This window comes from Gammaproteobacteria bacterium (assembly GCA_009845905.1).
Classification (GTDB): domain Bacteria; phylum Pseudomonadota; class Gammaproteobacteria; order Steroidobacterales; family Foliamicaceae; genus Foliamicus.
Genome location: VXYS01000004.1, coordinates 297,493 through 318,721, shown reverse-complemented (window position 1 = coordinate 318,721; position 21,229 = coordinate 297,493). Strand labels below are relative to the sequence as shown.

Below are 21,229 nucleotides of genomic sequence, written 5' to 3'. Positions count from 1 at the left end.
GGCTTGCGCCGCCAATTCCACCGACGGAGGAAACCCTGTCCATGCGTCCTCAATTTCTCAGCGCATTCGTTTTCATGGCGCTTCTTTCGGCGCCCGTTTACGCACCGGCCCAGGTTGAAATCATCGAGCCCGAAGACCGCTCGCCGGGCATCGTCAAAATTGCCCGGGGCACGACCGAATGCCGGGAGCCGTCGCGGGACAACGCCCGCTGCGCCACCGAATACTGGACCATGTATTTCCACGGCGACGGCAGCCGCTACATGCACGTGGTGTCCGACAACATGCGCTTCGGCCAGGCCCGCCACGCCATGGTGTGGGTCGATCCGCAGGGCGAAACGCGGGAGGCCTATCTCAACACCTGGACCCGGGACGGCGTGATCGGCTCGGCCTATGTCGTGAAGCGCGAAGACAGCGTGGACGTGGCGGCTTCCGATCTCGAGTTCGAACGGGCGGGCGAGGGCATGATCCGGGAAGAAGTAAAGGCCCTCGCCCGGCTGGATTCCATCGGCGTCGGTCCCGCCTCGGCCGACGGGCTGCATTTCCTCCACTACGACTTCGATGTGTCCGGCAAGCAGCCTCACGGTATCTACTGGATGGGCGGCACCCTGCACGGCACGATGGTCGGCGTGATCGCCCTGTCTCAATACACGTATCTCGGCGAGGAGGAGATCACCCTCGCCGACGGCAAGACCTTCATGGCCGACAAGTTCGAGATGGTGAGCGGCACCAAGGTGTGGCTGACCAAGGAGGACCGTATCCTGCTGCGCATGGACCTGGTTTTCGGCGCGGCCTACGGCTCGATCTTCGAAACGGTCAGCCTGGACATCACCGAGACGGGGTCCTGAAACGTGGTTACACGGCGGGACGCGACGGCGTTGATTGCCGCCGTGGGCCTGGGGCCCGCGGTTCTGCCCTGGCGGGAGGCCCACGCCGCCGGGAGCGCGCCGGAGTTGCCGACGGATCCGGTCCAACAGAACGCCGCCAAGGTGCGCATTCTCGGGCGCACCGACCGGGGGGAGAGTTACTGGCAGGGGGGCAGCCGTATATTCGCCCTGACCCCCGAAGGCGTGACGCCGTTGCTCGAAAGCCGCGGCGGCCAGCGATCCTGGTGGCGGCCCGACGGGGAGGGAGTCTACCGCTGCTTTCCCTCGTCCATCAATTTCTTCGTCGATCCCGGCACCGGCGCTTTCATCGATGCCTTTGAAAATCCGCTGACGGGTCGGACCGTCCCGCTTGAGCCGACCGTTCAGCGGCGCCGGGACGGCGAGGTATTCACTCCCAACGGCAGCTACTTCCCGTTCAGCCGGGAGCGCTTTCCGGAAATGTACGACGACCGGCCGCTGGAACTGGAATGGCGGGTGGACAACGGTTCGATACGCCTGTTCGAAATCGACAAGTTCGCGCCGCTTGCGCCACAGCCCATATTCGAAACCCACACTTACTTCGCACCCGCCGACGTGGCCCTGGACGGCAGCGCCGTCCAGTCTCCGGCCGTGCGCACCGGCTGGTTCGTCGGCAGCTTCAGCCGCTGGCTCGACATGGCCGACGTGGAGGGCTACATGGTCTGGCACTTCGAGAGCACCAAGGTGTTCTCGCTCGAAGACCTCGGCGAGGACTACATCGCCCACGCCCGGGCGAGGAGCGCTCTTTTCGACGTCTCGCCCGAGTTCGACCGGGGGCCGGGCTATCTCGATACGGTGCAGGAGCGCCGCGTCACGGAAGACTGACCCGGGCCTGTTTCAACGCGAACGCAACCGTCTTGCGATTTGCGGCATCCATAGAGCGAGACGGGCCGTTACGGCCATGACCTGAAGAAGGGAGACAGACCGATGAGGAAGATTCTGACCACGTCCGCCGCCATGTTCCTGGCGCTCGGCGCCACGGCCGCCCAGGCCCACGATCCTGCCGCCCAGCGGACCGAGTGGCTCGGCGAGAGGCTGGAGTTGAATGACGAGCAGAAGGCGCAGGTCAACGAGATCTTCGCCGAGGCGCAGGAGCAGCGCGAGGCACTCAGGAAGCAGGCCAGGGAAGAGCGAAAGGCCGCCATCGAGCAACGCCGGGCCCGGTCGCAGCAGATCAGGTCGCTCAACGAGGCGACCCGGGAACGGCTGTCCGCCGTGCTGACCGAAGAACAGAACGCCGAGCTCTCCGGTATGCGCGAAGGCATGAGAGAGCGCGCGACCATGCGGCGCGGCGCCGAGCGAAGAGGCTGGGGCCGCGGCATGGAGCGCAGAAGGGACATGGCCCGGCGCATGATGCGGCATCGCTACAAACAGGAACAATCCGAAAACCCCGCCGCCGACGAATAGATAGACCCCTCCCTCCCCCCTGAAGCGGCGGGGGATCCCGGGGCCCCATGACGCAGGGGCCCGAGCGAGCGCCGGCGCAGCCAAAGGAACGAGCTGCGCCGGCGCACCGGCGTACAATCGCCGGATGCCGGAAATAACGCTTCCCGACGGCAGCCGCCGCTCCTACGACGAGCCTCCCAGCGTGGCCGACGTGGCCGCCGATATCGGCCCCGGCCTGGCGCGCGCGGCGCTGGCCGGAAGGGTGGGCGGGCAGCTCGTGGACACCGATTTCCGGATCGTAAACGACGCCGACGTCGCGATCGTGACGGCCCGCGACGCCGACGGCCTGGAAGTGCTGCGCCACTCGACCGCGCACCTGCTGGCGCAGGCCGTCCAGGAGCTGTTCCCCGGCGCCCAGGTCACGATCGGCCCGGTGATCGAGGACGGCTTTTACTACGATTTTTCCTACGAGCGCGGGTTCACTCCCGAAGACCTCGTGAGCATCGAAAAGCGCATGAAGGAACTGGCGAAGGCCGACCTGCCCGTGTCCCGGGAGACTCTGGCCCGGGACGACGCGGTGGAGTTCTTCAGGTCCATCGGCGAACACTACAAGGCCGAGATCATCGCCGGCATTCCGGAGGACGAGGCCATCACGCTGTACGGCCAGGGCGAATGGAAGGACCTCTGCCGCGGCCCTCACGTGCCGTCCACCGGGCACCTCAAGGCGTTCAAGCTGACCCGCACCGCCGGCGCCTACTGGCGCGGGGATTCGTCGAACGAGCAGCTGCGCCGCATCTACGGCACCGCCTGGGCCGATTCGAAGTCGCTCAAGGCCTACCTCAGGCGCCTGGAGGAAGCGGCAAAGCGCGACCACCGGCGCATCGGGACCGATCTCGACCTGTTCAGCATCCAGGAGGACGCCGGCGGCGGCCTGGTCTTCTGGCATCCGAAAGGCGCCCGCATCCGCCGGGTGATCGAGGATTTCTGGCGCGAGCGGCATGAGCAGGCCGGCTACGAGCTGCTGTACACGCCGCACATCGCGCTGGAGGACCTCTGGGACCGCTCCGGCCACACCGACTTCTACCGCGAGTCGATGTATTCGCCGGTGGAGGAGGAGGGCAGGGGCTACCAGTTACGGCCCATGAACTGCCCGTTTCATATCCTCATCTACCGCAACCGGCTGCGCTCGCACCGCGAACTGCCGATGCGCTGGGCGGAACTGGGTACCGTTTACCGGCGCGAGATGTCCGGTGCGCTGCACGGACTGATGCGGGTGCGCGGCTTCACCCAGGACGACGCCCACATTTTCTGCACCGAGGACCAGATTGCCGACGAGATCCTGCGGATCCTGGACCTGGCGCTGGAGCTGTTCGGGGCGTTCGGTTTCGAGGAACTCAACGTCGTGCTGGCGACCCGGCCCGAGAAGGCCGTCGGCACGCCGGAAATCTGGGACCGGGCGACCGCCGCGCTGGAATCGGCCCTCAACGAGAAGGGGATGGGCTACGAGGTCGATCCGGGCGGAGGCGCCTTCTACGGACCCAAGATCGACATCAAGATTCGCGACGCCATCGGCCGCGAGTGGCAGTGCTCGACCGTGCAGCTCGACTTCAATCTGCCGGAGCGCTTCGAACTGGAATACGTCGCCGCCGACGGAGCGCGGCGCAGGCCGATCATGATTCACCGGGCCCTGCTGGGATCGCTGGAGCGCTTCTTCGGCATCCTGATCGAGCATTACGCGGGCAAGTTTCCGTTCTGGCTGGCGCCGGTGCAGACGGTCGTGCTGGCCATTACCGAGCGCCAGGAGGCCTATGCCCGGCAGGTGCTGAATGCCTTGCAGGACGCGGGATTGCGCGCCGATGCCGACTTGAGAAGCGAAACGATAGGCTATAAAATCCGCGACCACACTTTGCAGGGTGTTCCCTACCTCCTGGTGATCGGTGATCGTGAGGCCAGGGAGGGCACCGTAGCCGTGCGGTCCCGCGAGGACGGCGATCTCGGCGCCATGTCTCTAGATGATTTCATGGCCAGGACAGCGGCTTGAGGACCGGGCGCTCCGCAAGGCGTTGATGAGAACTTAGCTGCCCGGAGGATATCAATATCGCTCAAAAGAAGCGGATTCTTCGCAACGAGGAGATCGAAGCCTACGAGCTTCGCGTAATCGGCGAGGATTCCAAGCAGATCGGCGTCATGAATCGCGAGGATGCGCTTCGTACCGCCCAGGAGCGAGGTCTCGACCTCGTTGAAGTGGACCCCAACGCCACCCCTCCCGTTTGCAAGATACTCGACTACGGACGCTACGTATTCGAGCAGAACAAGCGGGCGCACGCGGCAAGGAAGCGGCAGAAGCAGATTCAGGTCAAGGAGATCAAGCTGCGTCCCGGCACGGACAAGGGTGATTACGACGTCAAGTTGCGCAACGTGTTGCGGTTTCTGGAGCACGGCGACAAGACCAAGATCACCCTGCGCTTCCGTGGACGGGAAATGGTGCACCAGGACCTGGGCGCGAAGTTGCTGGAGCGGGTGCGCGAGGACCTGAGCGAAGTCGCGCTGGTGGAACAGGAGCCGAAACTGGAAGGGCGGCAGCTCACGATGGTGATGGCGCCGCGCAAGAAGAATTGAGCCGATAGAGAGCCCGAGAGACGATATGCCAAAGCAGAAAACCAATCGCGGCGCGGCCAAGCGCCTGAGGCGCACCGGGGGCGGCTCGTTCAAGCGCGCCCGCTCGCACCTCAACCACATCCTCACCAAGAAGAGCAGCAAGCGCAAGCGCAAGCTGGGCTCTCCCGCCACGGTGGCGAAAGCGGACGTGGAGAACGCCAAGCGGCTTCTCCCCTACGCATAAGCCGGAGAAATTCACTATGGCCAGGGTCAAACGTGGCGTCACGACGCATGCAAGGCACAAGAAAGTCCTGAAGAAGGCCAAGGGCTATCAGGGCGCGCGCAGCCGCTCCTACCGGGTGGCGCGCCAGGCCGTCACCAAGGCCGGCCAGTACGCCTACCGGGACCGGCGTCAGCGCAAGCGCAATTTCCGCGCGCTGTGGATCATGCGCATCAACGCCGCGGCGCGGCAGCACGGGATGTCGTACAGCCGTTTCATGAGCGGATTGCGAAAGGCGGAAATCGAACTGGACCGGAAGGTCCTGGCCCATATCGCGGTGCATTACCGGGAGGCGTTTGCCGATTTGGCGAAGCGCGCGGCGGCGGCCTGATCCGCTGCTGATGTCCGGATAGCCGTTGGGTACGGCCGTCATGGGGGATCTTCAGGACAGGGCGCGCGAAGCGCTGGCGGAGATCGAATCCGCCGCCACGCCGGAGGCGCTGGAAGAGCTCCGGGTCCGGCTGCTGGGGCGCAAGGGCGAGATCACCGCGCAACTGAAGGCGCTGGGTTCGCTGCCGCCGCAGGAGCGTCCCGCGGCGGGCAAGGCGGTCAACGAAGCCAAGAACGCGATCAGCGCCGCGATCGCGGGGCGCAAGCGGGCCCTGAGCGAGCGCCGGCTTGACGAGGAACTGAGCGAGGGCGGCATCGACGTGACGCTGCCGGGCCGCGGCATTCCGCCCGGCGCCCGTCATCCGGTCACGCGCACGATCCGGAGGATGCGGGACATCCTTACCGGCGCCGGTTTCTCCGCCCGGTCGGGTCCGGAGGTGGAAGACGAGTTCCACAATTTCACGGCCCTGAACATGCCCGAGAACCATCCGGCCCGGGCCATGCACGACACCTTCTACCTGCCGTCCGGCATGCTGCTCAGGACGCACACCTCGCCGGTGCAGATACGGTCGATGCTGGCCGAGGGCGCGCCGCTGAAGATCATCTCGCTGGGACGGGTGTTCCGGCGCGACTCGGACCAGACGCATACGCCGGTTTTCCACCAGGTCGAGGGACTTGCGGTGGACGAGGGCGTGAGCCTGGCGAACCTGAAGTCGCTGCTGCACGAGTTCGCCGAGCGCTTCTTCGAGCGCAAGGTGGAGGTGCGGTTCCGCGCCTCGTACTTTCCCTTCACCGAACCTTCCGCGGAAATGGACGTGCGCTGGGGCGACGGCGGCTGGCTGGAGATCCTGGGCTGCGGAATGGTGCACCCGGAGGTATTGCGCCACGGCGGCGTGGACCCCGAGCGTTATACGGGTTACGCGTTCGGCATGGGCGTGGAGCGCATGGCCATGCTGCGCTATGGCGTCAAAGACATCCGCCGCTTCTTCGAGAACGACATCCGCTTCCTGGGGCAGTTCGCGCCATGAAGATCGATATGGCATGGCTGCGCGAGTGGTGCGATCCGGGGGTCGGCGACGAGGCCCTGGCGCACCAGCTCACGATGGCCGGCGTGGAAGTCGACGACCTGGTATCCGGTGCCGACGGTTCCGCCGTCCTGGAACTGGCGTTGACGCCCAACCGGGCCGACTGCTTCTCGGTTCGCGGCGTGGCGCGCGAAGTTTCGGCATTGTTTTCCGCGCCGCTGTCGGCGCGGGACGTGGCGGAGACGACGGCCGCGATCGATGTTCGGAGAGAACTGGGGCTGGTTGCGCCCGAGGCCTGCCCGCGTTTCGCCGGCCGCGTGATCGAGGGCCTCGACCCCGGGGCGGAGACGCCCGATTTCATCAGGAGGCGTCTTGCCGCCGCCGGCGAACGGCCGCAGCACCTGCTCGTGGACGTGACCAACTACGTGATGCTCGAGATGGGCCAGCCGATGCATGCCTACGACCTTGAACGGCTGAACGGCGATCTTTGCGCGCGCTGGGCGAAACCGGGCGAATCGCTGACCCTGCTGGACGGGACCGAACTGAAGCTGGAATCCGACGTGCTGGTGATCGCCGACGAAAAGCAGGCGGTCGCCGCCGCCGGGATCATGGGCGAGCTCGCCAGCGCGGTGGGCGACGGGACGACCGGCGTTCTGCTGGAATCGGCGTTCTTTGCTCCCGGCGCCGTGGCGGGCAGGGCCCGCAGGCTGGGGCTGCAAACTGAAGCTTCGCTGCGGTTCGAACGCGGCGTGGACCCGTCCGGCCAGGTCGAGGCGATCGAGCGGGCGACCGAACTGATCATTGCGGCGGCGGGCGGAAAGCCGGGGCCGGTGATCGATTCGGTCTCCGCGAAACACCTGCCGGAACGCGGGGCGATCGACCTGAGGCGCGGGCGGCTGTCAGCGCTGCTGGGAGTCGAGTTGCCCGACGGGGACGTGTCCGCCATGCTGCGGCGGCTGACCATGGCCGTGGAGGAGACCGAAGCGGGCTGGCGGGTCAAGCCGCCGTCGTTCCGGTTCGACCTGGCCGAGGAGGCGGACCTGGTGGAGGAAATCGCGCGCGTTCACGGCTACGAGAACATTCCCGAGACGCCGGCGAACTGGAGCGCGCATCCCTCCGCGTCCACCGAGCGGCAGGTCGATCCCGACCGGGTGCGGGCGCTGCTGGTCGATCGCGGCTACCACGAGTGCCTGAACTACAGCTTCCTCGACGAGGAATCGCACAAACCGTTTCATTCCGGCGGGCAGGAAATCGAATTGGCCAATCCGCTGTCCGGAGAACTTTCGGTGCTGCGCCGGTCGCTGTGGCCGGGGCTGCTGCGCAACTACCGGACCAATCGCGACCGCGGGACGACGGACGCCCGGCTGTTCGAAATCGGCGTCTGCTTTTCCGGCAAGCCCGTCGACATCCGCGAGGAAACCTGGCTGGCGGGATTGCTGGCCGGCGGCGCGATGCCGGAACAGTGGGGCGCACGCCGGCGCGATGCGGACTTCTTCGATGCCCGCGGCGACGTCGAGTCCATCCTGGCCCTGGACGGCCCGGACCGCGAGTTCGATTTCCGGGCCGCCGGGCATCCCGGCCTTCGTCCCGGACGTTCGGTGCGGGTCCTTCGCGGCGAGGACGAAGTGGGCTGGGTGGGCGAGCTGCATCCGGAGCTTGCCGACGGGGGACCGGCGCCCCAACTGTTTGCGCTGCGCCTGGACGCGGCGCTCGATTCCGATGCGGCCCGGGTGACCGAGGTTTCCCGTTTCCCCGCCGTGCGCCGAGACCTTTCCCTGGTTGCGCCGCCGTCGGTGCAAGTCGGCGACCTGCTCGGCGCGATCCGCTCGCAAGCGGGCGAATGGATGCGCGAAGTGATCGTTTTTGATGTTTACGAGGATCGCAAGAGTTTGAACTCTGATGCAAGAAGCGTGGGTTTAGGCTTGATTTTTCAGTCAATTTCGCGCACACTAACGGACGCGGAAGTGGACCGGGCCGTTGCGGACGCCGTTTCGCTTCTGGTGGAGAAGTTTGGGGTCAGCGTTCGGCAATGAAACGAAACATGCTTACCCGGGCCGGGATTGTCAGCTCCCTGCACGCCAATATCGGCATGAGCAAGCAGGAAAGCGCGATGGTCGTCAACGCGGTTTTCGAGAGCATCAGCGATGCGCTGGTGGGCGGCAACCGCGTGAAGATCTCGGGTTTCGGCAACTTCGATCTGCGCGACAAGGGCGAGCGGCCGGGGCGCAATCCGCGCACCGGGGAAAGCATTCCGATCAGCGTGCGCAGGGTAGTGACCTTTTCCGCGGGCCAGAAACTGAGGCAACTGGTGGAAGCGGGTGCTGGACCAGATTGACCGGGACCTGAAGCTGCCGCCGATTCCGGCGAAACGCCTCTTCACCATCGGCGAGGCCAGCGCGCTGTGCCAGGTGGAACAACATGTGCTGCGTTACTGGGAAAAGGAATTTCCGCAACTCAACCCCACCAAGCGACGCGGCGGACGCCGCTACTACCAGCCGCAGGACATCATGCTGATCCGCCAGATCCGGCATCTGCTGCAGGTCGAGGGCTATACGCTGGCCGGCGCCCGGCAGCGCCTGGAGGGCGAGGATTCGCGCCAGGACCAGAGTCACATGAAGCAATTCGTTCGCCAGATGCGGGTCGAACTGGAGGAGTTGCACCGTTTGCTGCGATAGCGCGGCCGCCACGCGATAGAATCTGCACCCGGTCCGGGGCGTGGCGCAGTCTGGTAGCGCACCTGCATGGGGTGCAGGTGGTCGGAGGTTCAAATCCTCTCGCCCCGACCATTTTCGTTTTGCCGACCTAGTTCACCAGTTCCAGTCATGGGCCAGACCCTTCAGCGCAGTTCCCTGTTATTGCTGGTCGCCGCGGTCACCGCGGCGTTCATCCTGCTGCTCGCCGACCTCCTGCTGGCGGTCTTCTGGGCGGTGGTGCTGGCGATTCTCTTCCACGGCCTGTATGCGCGCTTGATACCACGGCTCTGGAACCGGCGATCGCTGGCCGCGGCTGCGGTTCTCCTGGTCGTGCTGGCCGGCGTTGTGGCGCCGGTGCTGCTGCTGGGATGGGCTGTGGTGCGCGAATCCAGCGAGTTCTACGCCGCTGTCGAAGGGGGCGCGCTGGACCCCGGAGCGGTCCTGGATACGGTCGGCGCCTGGCTGCCCTGGGTGCGCGAGATCCTGGACAACTTCGGCCTGGACTTCGAGAAGATGCGTTCCGGGCTGACTTCGATGGTGGGCAACGCGGCCCGCTTCGCGGCCACCGGCCTGGTGGCCGCCGGACAAGGTGCGCTGAAGCTGCTGCTGCAACTGGCGGTAATGCTGTACCTGCTGTTTTTCTTCCTGCGCGACGGCGAAAAGCTCGTCGATACGCTGGTCCGCATCCTGCCGCTGGGCGACGAGCGCGAATACGAACTGCTCGGTCAGTTCGCGACCGTGTCCAGGGTGAGCGTGACCTCGCTGATCGTGATCGGCGCCGTGCAGGGCGGACTCGGGGGCGTCACGCTGGCGCTGCTGGGCATCGGCAGCCCGGTTCTGCTCGGCGTGCTGATGGGCGTGCTGTCGGTTATTCCGGCGGTCGGCCCCGGCCTGGTGTGGGCGCCGATTGCCATCTGGCTGTTCGCATCCGGCATGTGGATCCAGGGCCTGATCCTCGTGATCGTCGGCGTGCTGGTCGTAGGTCTGGCGGACAACCTGCTGCGGCCGATACTGGTGGGCCGGACCGCGCGGCTGCCCGACTACCTGGTGCTGCTGGCCACGCTGGGCGGGCTGTCGGTGTTCGGGTTCTCCGGGCTGGTCATCGGGCCGGTCCTGGCGGCGCTGTTCCTTGTTTCCTGGCGGCTTTTCGAAGAGGAATTCTCGCCGGCGGAAAACCGGGATGAGCCATGAACACGCGCACCGTCCATCAGGAGCTTGCCTCGATCGTCGGCGGGCGGAACTGCGTCGCCGACGCTGCACTGCTTGAGCCGTATCTCGAGGAGCCGCGCGGGCGCTACCACGGCGAGTCGCGGCTGCTGGTTGCTCCGGGCAGCGCCGGTGAAACTGCCGCCGTTCTGGCCTGCTGCAACAGGCGGGGCGTCGGCGTGGTGCCGGTGGGCGGCCGCACCGGTCTTTGCGGCGGCACCCATTCGCAAGCGAACGAGATACTGCTGAGCCTGCATCGCCAGAGGCGGGTGCGCGACCTGGGCGCCGGCTGCCTGACCGCCGAGGCCGGCTGCGTGCTGGCCACGCTGCAGGAACGAGCCGACGAGGCGGGCTACCTCTTTCCGCTGAGCCTGGGTTCGGAAGGCAGTTGCCAGCTGGGCGGGGTGCTGTCCACCAACGCCGGCGGCATTCACGTGCTGCGCTACGGCATGGCGCGCGAGATGGTGCTGGGGCTGGAGGTCGCGCTGCCGGACGGGCGGGTGCTGTCGGACCTGAAGCCGCTGGCCAAGGACAACACCGGTTACGACATCAAGCAGCTCTTCATCGGCTCGGAAGGCACGCTGGGCGTGATCACCGCGGCCGCGCTGCGCCTGTACCCGCGGCCGCAGGTCCGGATTACCGCGCTTCTGGGCGTGTCCGGGGCCGATCAGGCGGTTGAGCTCTTTCGCGGCGCGCAGTCGGCGCTGGGCGAGGAGCTCAACGCCTTCGAGCTGATATCACGCGGCGCGGCGCAATTGTGCGGGGTGCACCTGGACGGGGTTCCGATTCCGGGGGACATCGATGCGCCCTGGCTGCTCTGCGTCGAGGCGGCCGGAGCGGGACCGGAAGAATTGCTGGCCGAGCGCCTGGCCGGGTTCCTGGAAGACGCCCGCGAGCGGGGCGAGCTGCTCGATGCCGTATGCGCGGTCAGCGAGGCGCAGCGCGAGGCGATCTGGCGCCTGCGCCATGGCGTTCCCGAGGCGGTGCGCCTGTCCGGACCGGCGCTGCGCCATGACCTGGCCGTGCCGCCCGAACGCATTGCCGGCTTCCTCGATTCGGCGCTGGAGGTGTGCCGCAAGCACTTCCCGGGCGCCGAGCCCGTTCCGTTCGGACACGTGGGCGACGGCAACCTGCATTACTCCGTTCCCTGTCCGCCGGACGTCGATCCGGAGCGGTTCCTGGAGCAGGGCCGGCCGCTCAGCGCCGAACTCCGGGAACTGGCATGGTCGATGGACGGCAGCTTCAGCGCCGAGCACGGCGTGGGCCTGATGCTGAAGGACGAACTGGAACGGCTTGGCGATCCCGTCAAGCTTGAGTTGATGCGCGCGCTCAAGCGCGCCATGGATCCGCGCGGGATCATGAATCCCGGCAAGGTATTGAGCGCATGAGCGCGTCCTGGGTAGTGCTGAAGTTCGGCGGGGCCAGCGTGGCGACGGCGGCCGGCTGGGACACGGTCGCGCGCCTCGTGCATCGCCGCCTCAAGCAGGGGGTGCGGCCCATCGTCGTGCACTCGGCCGTGGCCGGCGTTACCGACCAGTTGGAAGCCCTGATCGAACTGGCGCGCCGCAACGAGCACGCCGGCCTCGAGCGGGAGCTGGGCGACCACCACCGCGAACTGGCCCGGGAAATGAATATCGAAGACCCGGACGGCTGCCTGCGACCGGAACTGGAGAACCTGGCGCAGTTGCTTCGCGGCATCGCCCTGACCGGCGAGGCAGGCTACCGGGCCCGGGTCAAGGTGCTGGCGCTGGGCGAGCGGCTGGCCGGGCGGTTTGGGGCCGCCGCGCTGGAGCTCAAGGGCATCTCGATATCCCCGGTGAATCCCGCGAAGTTGTTGCGGGCCGAGGCGCGGGACTGGGCCAGCGAACGCGACTCCATGCTGCACGCGGTGTGCGCACACGATCCCGATCCCGAAGCGGCCGCATTGCTCGAAAGCCTTCCGGGCGTGCCGCTGACGCAGGGATTCATAGCCCGCAATGCCGAGGGCGAGGAAGTGCTGCTGGGCCGGGGGGGTTCCGACGTATCGGCGGCCGCGCTGGCCGCGTCCATTGGCGCCCTGCGGCTGGAAATGTGGACCGACGTGCCCGGGATATTCAGCGCCGATCCGCGGGAAATCAGCGGCGCCAGGCTGTTGCGCAGGCTCAGCTACGCCGAAGCGCAGGAGATCGCCACATCCGGCGGCGGCGTGCTGCACCCGCTGTCGATCGCCCCGCTGCGCGAAAGCCGGATCGGCATGACCGTGCGTTCGACGCTGCACCCCGAACTGCCCGGCACCGCCGTGGGGCCGGCCGAGGAGTCCGACAGCGCGCAGGTCAAGGCGGTCATGCTGCACGGCGGCGTGCCGCTGGTCTCGCTGGAAACGCTGGGGATGTGGCGCCGTGTCGGGTTTCTCAAGGAGGTATTCACCTGCTTCGGCGACCTCGGGCTTTCGGTGGACCTGGTTTCCACGTCCGAGAGCAACGTGACGGTCACGCTGGACACCGACCCCGAAGTGCTGACGCCGGCGCTGATGGACCGTCTGCGGTCGCAACTGGAGCGCATCGGCCAGGTGACCATCACGACCAATACCAGCGTCGTGACCCTGGTCGGAAGGCGCATCCGCGCGGTGCTGCACGAGGTTGGGCCGGCGCTGGAAGCGTTTCGCGAGCAGCCCATTCATCTCTTGAGCCAGGCGGCCAGCGACCTGAACATCAGCTTCGTCGTGGAGCCGGCGCAGGCCCGCCGCCTTGCGCAGCGTTTGCACGGGCGGCTGATCGTGCCGGATGACGGCGACGAGCTGTTCGGCCCCGCCTGGGAGGAACTGACGCAGGCGACTCCGGTTGCGCCCGCCGGCGCCGATGCGCCCTGGTGGGCCGAACGGCGCGGCGAATTGCTCAAGCTGGCCGAAGAGCGCGGCGCGACCTACGCCTACAGCCTCGAGCGGGTCGCGGCGCAGGCGCAGCGGCTCAATGGGCTTGAATCGATAGACCGCGTCTATTACGCGATCAAGGCCAACTCGAACCCCGGCGTGCTGCGGCGCGTTCGCGACAGCGGTCTGGAGTTCGAGTGCGTATCGCCCGGCGAGGTCCGGCTGCTGCGCGAGCTGTTCCCGGATCACGACCCCGGTCGCATCCTGTTCACGCCGAATTTCGCGGCTCGGTCCGAGTACGCCGAAGCGCTGGAGGCCGGCGTTCAGTTGACCGTGGACAACCTGGGCGTGCTGCGCGACTGGCCGCAACTTTTCGCCGGAAGGGACCTGTTCCTTCGACTGGACCCCGGCGTGGGGCGCGGACTGCACCGGCATGTGCGCACGGCCGGCGTGCATTCCAAGTTCGGCGTGCCGCTGTTTGAAGTGCAGCGGGCCGCCAGGGCCGCCGCCGATGCGGGCGCACGGGTCATCGGGCTGCACGCCCACATGGGAAGCGGCGTGATGGATCCCGGCGCATGGGCCCCGATAGCCGAGACGCTGCTGGAGTGCCTGGAGCACTTTCCGGATGCACGCGTGGTGAATCTCGGCGGCGGGCTGGGCGTGCCCCAGCACGGCGGCGAGCAGGGCCTGGACCTCGCGGAGCTGGACGCCAACCTGGCGCGCTGCCGCGAAGGCGCGCCCCGGGAACTGGAGTTCTGGCTCGAGCCCGGCCGCTACGTCGTGGCCGAGGCCGGCGTGCTGCTGGCGCGCGTGACCCAGGTCAAGGGCAAGAGCGGCGCCCGATATGTGGGCGTGGAGACCGGAATGAACTCGCTGATACGACCGGCGCTGTATGGGTCCTATCACGAGGTGCACAACCTCACCCGGCTGGACGAGCCGGCGACGCGGCTGGTCAACGTGGTGGGCCCGATCTGCGAGAGCGGCGACGTGCTGGCCCGCGACCGCATGCTGCCCGAGTGCCGCGAGGGCGACGTGCTGCTGTTCGCCAACGCCGGCGCCTACGGCCGTGTGATGGCCTCGAATTACAACCTGAGGGAACCCGCGGCGGAGGAGGTGATCGCGTGAGCAATGAAGGAAACGGGGCATCGGCGGATTTCCTGCTGGAGCTGGAGGCGGTAATCCGGTCGCGCGCGGAGGCCGCGCCGCAGGAAAGCTACACCGCGAGGCTGCTGGGCGAGGGCATTCAGCGGGTGGCCCAGAAATTCGGCGAGGAATCGGTGGAACTGGCGCTCGCGGCCGCCGCCGGCGACCCGCGGGCGGTGCGCGCGGAGGCGGCGGACGTGCTCTATCACCTGCTGGTCCTGCTCGAAGGCGCCGGCGTGTCGCTGGCCGAAGTCCTGGAGGAACTGCGCTCCCGCCGCTGACCCCCTGGGAAAGAGGGCCTCGCCGTTACCCTGGGAGCGAGGGCGTCCCGCCCTCGACGAAGGCGAGACGCCTTCGCTCCCAGGAAGCGAAATCGTCAGTCGCGCACGGCTACGTTGCGGGCAGCCAGATAGTTCTTGAGGTCGGGGATTGCGATCTGACCGGAGTGAAACACGGTCGCGGCGAGCGCGCCGTCCACCCGCGCCCGGCGAAAGACTTCGACGAAGTGTTCCGGCGCTCCCGCGCCGCCGGAGGCGATCAGCGGAACGCGGCAGCTTTCGCGGACCGCGCAAAGCTGCTCGATGTCATAGCCCTGGCGCACGCCGTCCATGTTCATGCAGTTGAGCACGATTTCGCCCGCGCCGCGGTCCTGCACTTCGCGGACCCAGTCCAGCGTGTCGCGGCCCGCTTCGCGGCTGAGCGAGGGGTCGCCGGTCAGCTCGTGCACGCGCCAGCGGCCGTTGCCGCCGCTGCTGTCGATTCCCACCACCACGCACTGCGAGCCGAACCGCCGGGCCAGTTCGCCGATCAGGTCGGGGTCGGCCAGCGCGGGACTGTTGACGGAAATCTTGTCGGCGCCGTTCATCAGCACTTCCTCGGCCCCGGCGACGTCGCGAATGCCGCCGGCCACGCAGAAGGGAATGTCCAGGACGTCGGCCACGCGCAGGATCCAGCTCCGGTCCACGGAACGGCCGTGCGGGCTTGCGGTGATGTCGTAGAACACGACCTCGTCGGCGTGTTCCTCGCGGTAGCGGCGCGCCAGCTCCATGATCTCGCCCATCACGCGGTGCTCGCGGAAACGCACGCCCTTGACCACCTGGCCGTCGCGCACGTCGAGGCAGGGGATTATCCGCCGCGCCAGCACCGCTCCGCTTCCTCGGCGCTGATGCGCCCTTCCAGCAAGGCCTTGCCGGAGACCGCGGCCGCCACCCCCGTGCCGGCCAGCGCCTCAAGGTCGTCCGCGCGCGATACGCCGCCGGAGGCGATGAACGAGGCCTGGGGCGCCCTGCGGACGCACTCCGCGTACAGGTCCGTGTTCGGGCCGCTCAGCATGCCGTCGCGATCGACATCGGTGCAAAGAAACCACCGGTAGCCCTGGTCCAGCAGCAGTTCCAGCAGTTCCCACAGCGAGCGGCCGCTCTCCCGGACCCAACCCCGGGTCAGCACTTCGGGCTCGCTGCCGGAGCGCACATCGAGCGCCGCCACCAGCCGGTCCGGCCCATACCGCTCCACCCAGCGCCCGGCCCGCGCCGGATCTTCCGCCAGCGCACTGCCGCATACGGCCCGCCGGACGCCGCTTTCGTAGACCGCTTCGAGTGATTCGTCGTCGCGAATACCGCCGCCGACCTGTACTGAAAGCGTTGTCGCTTCCACCACGCGCGCAATGGTGTCGGCGTTTTCCCGGCGGCCGGAGCGGGCGCCGTCCAGATCGACCACGTGCAGGCTGCGCGCGCCCAGGCTGGACCAGGTTCGGGCCAGCCCCAGTGCTTCCCTCGAATAGAACACCGCGTCATCGAAGCGCCCGCGATGCAGCCGCACCACCTGGCCGCCCATCAGGTCGATGGAAGGGATCAGTTCCACGGAAGCTCAAGAAAGTTCTTCAGCAGCCGCTGGCCGTGTTGCCCGGACCGTTCCGGATGGAACTGCACACCGAAGAAATTGTCCTTGTTCACGACCGAGGCGAAGCGGCGGCCGTGCTCGGTATCGCCGATGCAATGTTCACCGGGCGGGGCGGCGTAACTGTGCACGAAGTAGAACCAGGACCCGTCCGGGATTCCGTCGAACAGGCGCGATTCCGCTCGCCGTCCCACCTGGTTCCATCCCATGTGCGGGATCGTATGCTCGGGGGAGGCTTCGAGCAGGTCAACCTGTCCGGGAATGACGCCAAGACAGGGCGTATCGTCCTCGCTGGACACTTCATAGAGCAACTGCATTCCCAGGCAGATGCCCAGCACCGGTTGCGTCAGTCGGGGTATGAGCTCCAGGAGGTGCGCGCCGGCCAGCCTGCCCATGCCGGCCCCGGCGGCGCCGACGCCCGGCAGGAGCACGCGTTCCGCGGCTTTGATCCGGCCGGCGTCCCGCGTGAAGTGCCCTTCCACGCCCAGACGCTGAAGGGCGAATCGAAGCGATGCAATGTTGGCCCCGCCGCAGTCAACCAGGGCCACGTCCGTGTTCACAGGACGCCCTTGGTGCTGGGAATGTCGCCTCCCTCGCGCGCGATCGCCTGGCGCAACGCCCTCCCGACGCCCTTGAAGCAGGACTCGATCATGTGGTGCGTGTTCTCGCCGCGCACCCGGATATGCAGCGTGGCGCCGCTGGCTTCCGCCAGCGAACGGAAGAAATGCTCGACCAGCTCGGTCGGCAGTCCTCCGACGCGTTCGCGCTCGAATTTGCCCTTGAACTTGAGCCACGGGCGTCCGGACAGGTCCAGCAGCACCTTGACGTCGGCCTCGTCCATGGGCAGCTCGAAGGCGAAGCGGCCGATACCCCGCCGGTCGCCGAGCGCCTCCTTCAGCGCCGCGCCCAGCGCCAGCGCGCTGTCCTCCACGGTGTGGTGTTCATCGACCTCAAGGTCGCCGTCACAACTGAGCTTCAGCCCGAAGCCGCCGTGCTTGGCAAGCTGCTCCAGCATGTGATCGAAGAAGCCGATGCCGGTGGCCACTTCCGCCGATCCCGGTGCGTCCAGATCCACGTCCACCCGAATATCGGTCTCGCGGGTCGCCCGGCGCGCGCGCCCGACCCGGGGCGCGTCCACGATTTCGCGCACTACCTGCTTCCAGCTCTCCGGATCGGCGGCATCGACACGGAAACCGCGCACTCCCAGGTTCTCGGCGAACTGCAGATCGGTCTCGCGGTCGCCGATCATGACGCTGGCGGCCCGGTCCACGGGCCGCTCGCGCATGAATGCGTTCACCAGGCCCGTGAGCGGCTTGCGGCAATCGCAGCCGTCCCCGGACCGGTGCGGACATACGAACACTTCGGCAAACCCGATACCCTGTGATTCCAGCAGCGCCAACAGGAATTCGTGCGGCCCGTCGAAGTCCTCCTGCGGGAAGCTGTCGGTGCCAAGCCCATCCTGGTTGCTGACCATCACCAGCTCGAAGCCGGCGTCCTGCAATCGCCGCAGCGCCGGCACCACGCCCTGCGCCAGCTTGAGCTTTGCAAGGCTGTCAACCTGGAAGTCGGACGGTTCCTCGATCAGGGTGCCGTCACGGTCCACGAAGGCGACCCGGGCGCTCATGCCGCTGCCCTCAGTGTCGCCAACAGGCCGTCGTTCTGCTCAGGCGTGCCCAGCGTGATGCGCACGCAGGATTCCAGGCCCGGCTCGTCGGGGATTCTGCGCAGCAGGTAGCCGCCGTCGCGGGCCGCGGCGTTGAAGCCGTCGGCGTCGGCGACTTTCAGCAACACGAAGTTGGTGCGGCTGGGATACACGGTCTTTACCTGGGGAAGTTCCGTCAGAAGTGCGCTGACGCGCTCGCGCTCCTCGATGACAAGTGCTATGCGGCCCTGCATCCTGGCCAGACTTTCCGGTTTCATGGCCTCGAGCACGGTGTGTTCGCACAGCGCGGAAAAGCTGTACGGAGATTGTACGCGGCGCATCAGCCCGATAATTTCCTCGCAGGCAAGCAGCGCGCCGCAGCGCACGCCCGCCAGCCCCAGGGCCTTCGATACCGTGCGCAGGACCACGACGTGCGGGTGCGCCGCGATCCATTCGGCGCCCGGGTTCAGGCCCGCGAACTCGGCGTAGGCGGCATCCAGCACCACAATGGTCCTGTCGCGCGCGTATTCCACCAGTTCCAGGAGATCGTCGGGGTCCATCAGGTTGCCCGTGGGGTTGTTCGGCGAACAGAGGATCAGCAGCTTCACATCGTCGGACCAGGCGGCCTTGATGGCCGGCACGTCGAGCGAGAAGCCGTCTTCGGCCCGCAGCGGAACTTCAAGGACCCGCGCGCCCTGCAGGCGGCCGTACCAGCGGAACATCTCGAACGACGGGGGACAGAAGATCGCGCTGTCCCGGCCCGATTCGCAAAAGGCCCGGTACAGGCAGTCGATGCCTTCGCTGCTGCCGCGCGTGACGGAAATCTCCTCAGGCCGCACGCCGTAGTGTTCGGCCATGCGTTCGGTCAGCTCCGCGGGGAAGAGCAGCGGGTAGAAGTTGAGCTTGCCGGGCGCCGGGTCGTAATCGGGCGCCCAGGGCAGTTCATTGGCGTGCATGCGGGCCAGGGTCGGCGTTGTCGGCGCCTTGTAGGCCCGGCCCTTCTGAACGGCTTCCCGCGCCAATGACGTGATCCAGCTCATGACTCAGCCCTCCGGCGCACTTCCGCGGCGCGCGCGTGGGCTTCCAGCCCCTCGGTGCGGGCCAGCACGGCAATGGAGCCCGAAATACTCTCCAGGCCTTCCCGCGAAAGTTCCTGAACGCTGATCCGCTTGTAGAAATCGACCAGCCCAAGCCCGCTGGCCCAGCGCGCGCTGCCGTAGGTGGGCAACACGTGATTGGCGCCGTTGCAGTAGTCGCCGCTGGATTCCGGCGACCACGGCCCGAGAAACACGGCGCCCGCGTTGCGGACTTGCGCCGCCAGCGCGCGCGGGTCCGCGACCTGCAGCAGCAGGTGCTCGGGAGCGTAGCAATTGGCCACCTCGACGGCGTCCTCCAGCGAGTCCACGACCAGCAGGGCGCCGGCCGACAGCGATTTCTCCAGCACCTCCGCACGGGGCAGCGTGCGCAACTGGTCCGCGATCGCTTCCTGGACGGCGCTCGCCAGCCGTTCGTCCAGGCAAAGCAGCAGCACATGTGCGTCCTCGCCGTGTTCGGCCTGGCTGAGCAGGTCCAGGGCCACGAATTGAGCGTTTGCGGTTTCGTCGGCGATCACCATGGCTTCGGTCGGCCCCGCGGGGAGGTCCTGGGCCGGCCCGCCCGGCTCCATGGCCGCCCGCTGCTTGGCGGCGGCCACCCAGCGGCTGCCGGGTCCGAATATCTTGTCGACCCTCGGAACGCTTTCGGTGCCGTAGGCCATCGCGGCGATCGCCTGGGCCCCGCCCAGCTTGAATACGCGGTGGACCTCGCAAAGATGCGCCACGTAGAGAATCGCCGCGTTGATGCTGCCGTCGGCGCCGGGCGGCGCGCACAGGATGCGCTGCGGGCAGCCGGCCAGTTGCGCGGGCGCCGCCAGCATCATCGCCGTGGAGGGCAGGGGCGCGGCCCCGGCCGGAACGTACAGCCCGACCGCCTCAAGGGGGCGGTAGCGCTGCTCGCAAACCACGCCGGGCACCGGCTCGGTGCGCGAGTCCGCCGGCCTCTGGGTCGCGTGGCAGGCGCGTATGTTGTCCAGCGCCGCATGAATCGCCTCGCGCTGTTCCCCGCTCAGCAGCTCGCCGGCTTCCGCGATCTCGCTTTCACCTGCTTCGATCGCGTCGAGTTGAACGCCGTCCAGCTCGGCTTCCAGCTCCCGGAGCGCCCTGTCACCGCCCGCCCGCACCCGGTCCATGATGTCCTTCACGCGCGTCTCCAGCGCAGGGTCGGCCGGAGCGGCAAGCCGCGCGAGGACCGACGCGCGCTCGCTTTCGTCCAGCGCCTTCCAGCGGTAGATAGGCGGGATGGGGGTCATTCCAGCATTTTCTCCACCGGCAGGACCAGCACGGAACTGGCGCCCGCGTCCTTGAGGGCCTCCAGCGTTTCCCAGAAAACGCTTTCCCGGCACACCGCATGCACGGCCACGCGGTCCTCGCGCCCGTCCAGCGGCATGATGGTGGGGGCCTCGGAGCCGGGCAGCAACTCCGCGATGACGGGCAGGGCGGCGCGCGGCGCGTGCAGCATGATGTACTTGGTTTCGCGGGCCTGCATGACGCCGTCCATGCGGCGCCTGAGCAGGTCCACCCAGTCTTTTCTTGCGGCCGGCAATTCGGCCGGGCTCAGGAGCAGCGTGGCCCGGCTTTCCAGCACCGTTTCGCCTTCCCTGAGCTGGTTGGCCGCCAGGGTCTTGCCGCTGGAAACCAGGTCGCAGATGGCCTCCGCCCGGCCCAGCCGCGGCGCAAGCTCCACCGCGCCCGAGAACGGAACGACTTCGGCGGTCACGCCCGATTCGGTCAGAAATCGTCCGGTCAGACGCGGATAGCTGGAAGCAATGCGGAGTCCCTCGAGGTCGGCGACCTTCTGCGCCTCGCCGTCCTTGGGGTAGGCCATCGACAGGCGGCAATCGCCGAACGCCAGGCTGCGGATGCTGCCGGGGGCGGGTTGGCCGCTCTCCAGACCCAGGCGCTGTTCCTCGGCGACGTTCAGGCCGACGATGCCCAGGTCGCAGGCCCCTTCGCGCACCAGGCCCGGGATTTCGTCGTCGCGTACCAGCAGCACGTCCACGGGCATGTTCTCGGCCACGGCCAGCAGTTCGTCGGCGCCCTGGGTGAGCCGCAGGCCGCAGCGCTTCAGGAGAGCCAGCGAGTGCTCGGTGAGGCGGCCGGATTTCTGTACTGCGATCTGTACGCGTTCGCTGCGCTTCCACTTCGATGTCATATGCTGAATACCTCGCAAGCGCTGCTGCACA

Annotated in this window: 22 protein-coding genes and 1 tRNA gene; 16 read left to right on the top strand and 7 right to left on the bottom strand. The window is 67.5% G+C overall.

What is annotated here, in order from left to right:
* Positions 1–41: 41 nt before the first annotated feature.
* The 16 genes from F4036_02975 to hisE all read left to right on the top strand — a co-directional run bounded on the left by F4036_02975 (position 42) and on the right by hisE (position 14,692).
* Complete coding sequence (locus tag F4036_02975; protein ID MYK36702.1) at positions 42–845, top strand: hypothetical protein; 804 nt, start codon at positions 42–44, stop codon at positions 843–845.
* Between the two features lie 3 nt (positions 846–848).
* Positions 849–1,727, top strand: coding sequence for a DUF1838 domain-containing protein (locus F4036_02970; protein ID MYK36701.1), 879 nt, complete (start codon positions 849–851; stop codon positions 1,725–1,727).
* Between the two features lie 102 nt (positions 1,728–1,829).
* A complete protein-coding gene (locus F4036_02965; protein ID MYK36700.1) occupies positions 1,830–2,309 on the top strand; it encodes a hypothetical protein in 480 nt (159 codons plus the stop codon).
* Positions 2,310–2,433: 124 nt separating this feature from the next.
* Positions 2,434–4,329 (top strand): threonine--tRNA ligase, encoded by a 1,896-nt coding sequence (gene thrS, locus F4036_02960; protein ID MYK36699.1) that lies wholly within the window; start codon positions 2,434–2,436, stop codon positions 4,327–4,329.
* A gap of 50 nt (positions 4,330–4,379) precedes the next feature.
* A complete protein-coding gene (gene infC / locus F4036_02955) occupies positions 4,380–4,907 on the top strand; it encodes a translation initiation factor IF-3 (GenBank protein ID MYK36698.1) in 528 nt (175 codons plus the stop codon).
* A gap of 25 nt (positions 4,908–4,932) precedes the next feature.
* Positions 4,933–5,130: a 50S ribosomal protein L35 gene (rpmI, locus tag F4036_02950; GenBank protein ID MYK36697.1), complete on the top strand. Its 198-nt coding sequence runs from the start codon at positions 4,933–4,935 to the stop codon at positions 5,128–5,130.
* 16 nt (positions 5,131–5,146) lie between these two features.
* Positions 5,147–5,497 carry a 50S ribosomal protein L20 gene (gene rplT, locus F4036_02945; protein ID MYK36696.1) on the top strand — a complete coding sequence of 117 codons (351 nt, stop codon included), beginning with the start codon at positions 5,147–5,149 and terminating at the stop codon, positions 5,495–5,497.
* A gap of 40 nt (positions 5,498–5,537) precedes the next feature.
* The gene (gene pheS / locus F4036_02940; GenBank protein ID MYK36695.1) at positions 5,538–6,524 is read left to right on the top strand and encodes a phenylalanine--tRNA ligase subunit alpha; all 987 of its coding nucleotides are present in this window, start codon (positions 5,538–5,540) and stop codon (positions 6,522–6,524) included.
* On the top strand, positions 6,521–8,554 hold the full coding sequence (gene pheT / locus F4036_02935) for a phenylalanine--tRNA ligase subunit beta (GenBank protein ID MYK36694.1): 2,034 nt from the start codon (positions 6,521–6,523) through the stop codon (positions 8,552–8,554). Before pheS ends, pheT begins: the two co-directional genes overlap by 4 nt.
* Entirely contained in the window at positions 8,551–8,856 is a 306-nt protein-coding gene (locus tag F4036_02930) for an integration host factor subunit alpha (GenBank protein MYK36693.1), read from the top strand. The genes pheT and F4036_02930 overlap by 4 nt, the downstream gene beginning before the upstream one ends.
* On the top strand, positions 8,843–9,196 hold the full coding sequence (locus F4036_02925; protein MYK36692.1) for a MerR family transcriptional regulator: 354 nt from the start codon (positions 8,843–8,845) through the stop codon (positions 9,194–9,196). The genes F4036_02930 and F4036_02925 overlap by 14 nt, the downstream gene beginning before the upstream one ends.
* Before the next feature lie 34 nt (positions 9,197–9,230).
* A tRNA-Pro gene (locus F4036_02920) sits at positions 9,231–9,307 on the top strand.
* Positions 9,263–10,405, top strand: a complete 1,143-nt coding sequence (locus F4036_02915; GenBank protein ID MYK36691.1) for an AI-2E family transporter — start codon at positions 9,263–9,265, stop codon at positions 10,403–10,405. Before F4036_02920 ends, F4036_02915 begins: the two co-directional genes overlap by 45 nt.
* Entirely contained in the window at positions 10,402–11,808 is a 1,407-nt protein-coding gene (locus F4036_02910) for an FAD-binding oxidoreductase (protein MYK36690.1), read from the top strand. The genes F4036_02915 and F4036_02910 overlap by 4 nt, the downstream gene beginning before the upstream one ends.
* Positions 11,805–14,393: a bifunctional aspartate kinase/diaminopimelate decarboxylase gene (locus F4036_02905; GenBank protein ID MYK36689.1), complete on the top strand. Its 2,589-nt coding sequence runs from the start codon at positions 11,805–11,807 to the stop codon at positions 14,391–14,393. Before F4036_02910 ends, F4036_02905 begins: the two co-directional genes overlap by 4 nt.
* Positions 14,285–14,692, top strand: coding sequence for a phosphoribosyl-ATP diphosphatase (gene hisE, locus F4036_02900; GenBank protein MYK36688.1), 408 nt, complete (start codon positions 14,285–14,287; stop codon positions 14,690–14,692). The genes F4036_02905 and hisE overlap by 109 nt, the downstream gene beginning before the upstream one ends.
* Positions 14,693–14,787: 95 nt before the next feature.
* On the opposite strand, the gene hisF is transcribed toward hisE, so the two are convergent.
* The 7 genes from hisF to F4036_02865 are packed head-to-tail and all read right to left on the bottom strand — an operon-like array spanning position 14,788 to position 21,198.
* Positions 14,788–15,555, bottom strand: coding sequence for an imidazole glycerol phosphate synthase subunit HisF (gene hisF, locus F4036_02895; GenBank protein ID MYK36687.1), 768 nt, complete (start codon positions 15,553–15,555; stop codon positions 14,788–14,790).
* Complete coding sequence (locus tag F4036_02890; GenBank protein MYK36686.1) at positions 15,537–16,271, bottom strand: 1-(5-phosphoribosyl)-5-[(5-phosphoribosylamino)methylideneamino] imidazole-4-carboxamide isomerase; 735 nt, start codon at positions 16,269–16,271, stop codon at positions 15,537–15,539. Before F4036_02890 ends, hisF begins: the two co-directional genes overlap by 19 nt.
* The gene (gene hisH, locus F4036_02885) at positions 16,262–16,855 is read right to left on the bottom strand and encodes an imidazole glycerol phosphate synthase subunit HisH (protein ID MYK36685.1); all 594 of its coding nucleotides are present in this window, start codon (positions 16,853–16,855) and stop codon (positions 16,262–16,264) included. Before hisH ends, F4036_02890 begins: the two co-directional genes overlap by 10 nt.
* Before the next feature lie 8 nt (positions 16,856–16,863).
* On the bottom strand, positions 16,864–17,931 hold the full coding sequence (gene hisB, locus F4036_02880; protein ID MYK36684.1) for a bifunctional histidinol-phosphatase/imidazoleglycerol-phosphate dehydratase HisB: 1,068 nt from the start codon (positions 17,929–17,931) through the stop codon (positions 16,864–16,866).
* On the bottom strand, positions 17,928–18,989 hold the full coding sequence (hisC, locus tag F4036_02875) for a histidinol-phosphate transaminase (protein MYK36683.1): 1,062 nt from the start codon (positions 18,987–18,989) through the stop codon (positions 17,928–17,930). The genes hisB and hisC overlap by 4 nt, the downstream gene beginning before the upstream one ends.
* Complete coding sequence (gene hisD, locus F4036_02870) at positions 18,986–20,296, bottom strand: histidinol dehydrogenase (protein MYK36682.1); 1,311 nt, start codon at positions 20,294–20,296, stop codon at positions 18,986–18,988. Before hisD ends, hisC begins: the two co-directional genes overlap by 4 nt.
* Complete coding sequence (locus tag F4036_02865; GenBank protein ID MYK36681.1) at positions 20,293–21,198, bottom strand: ATP phosphoribosyltransferase; 906 nt, start codon at positions 21,196–21,198, stop codon at positions 20,293–20,295. Before F4036_02865 ends, hisD begins: the two co-directional genes overlap by 4 nt.
* Positions 21,199–21,229 lie beyond the last annotated feature (31 nt).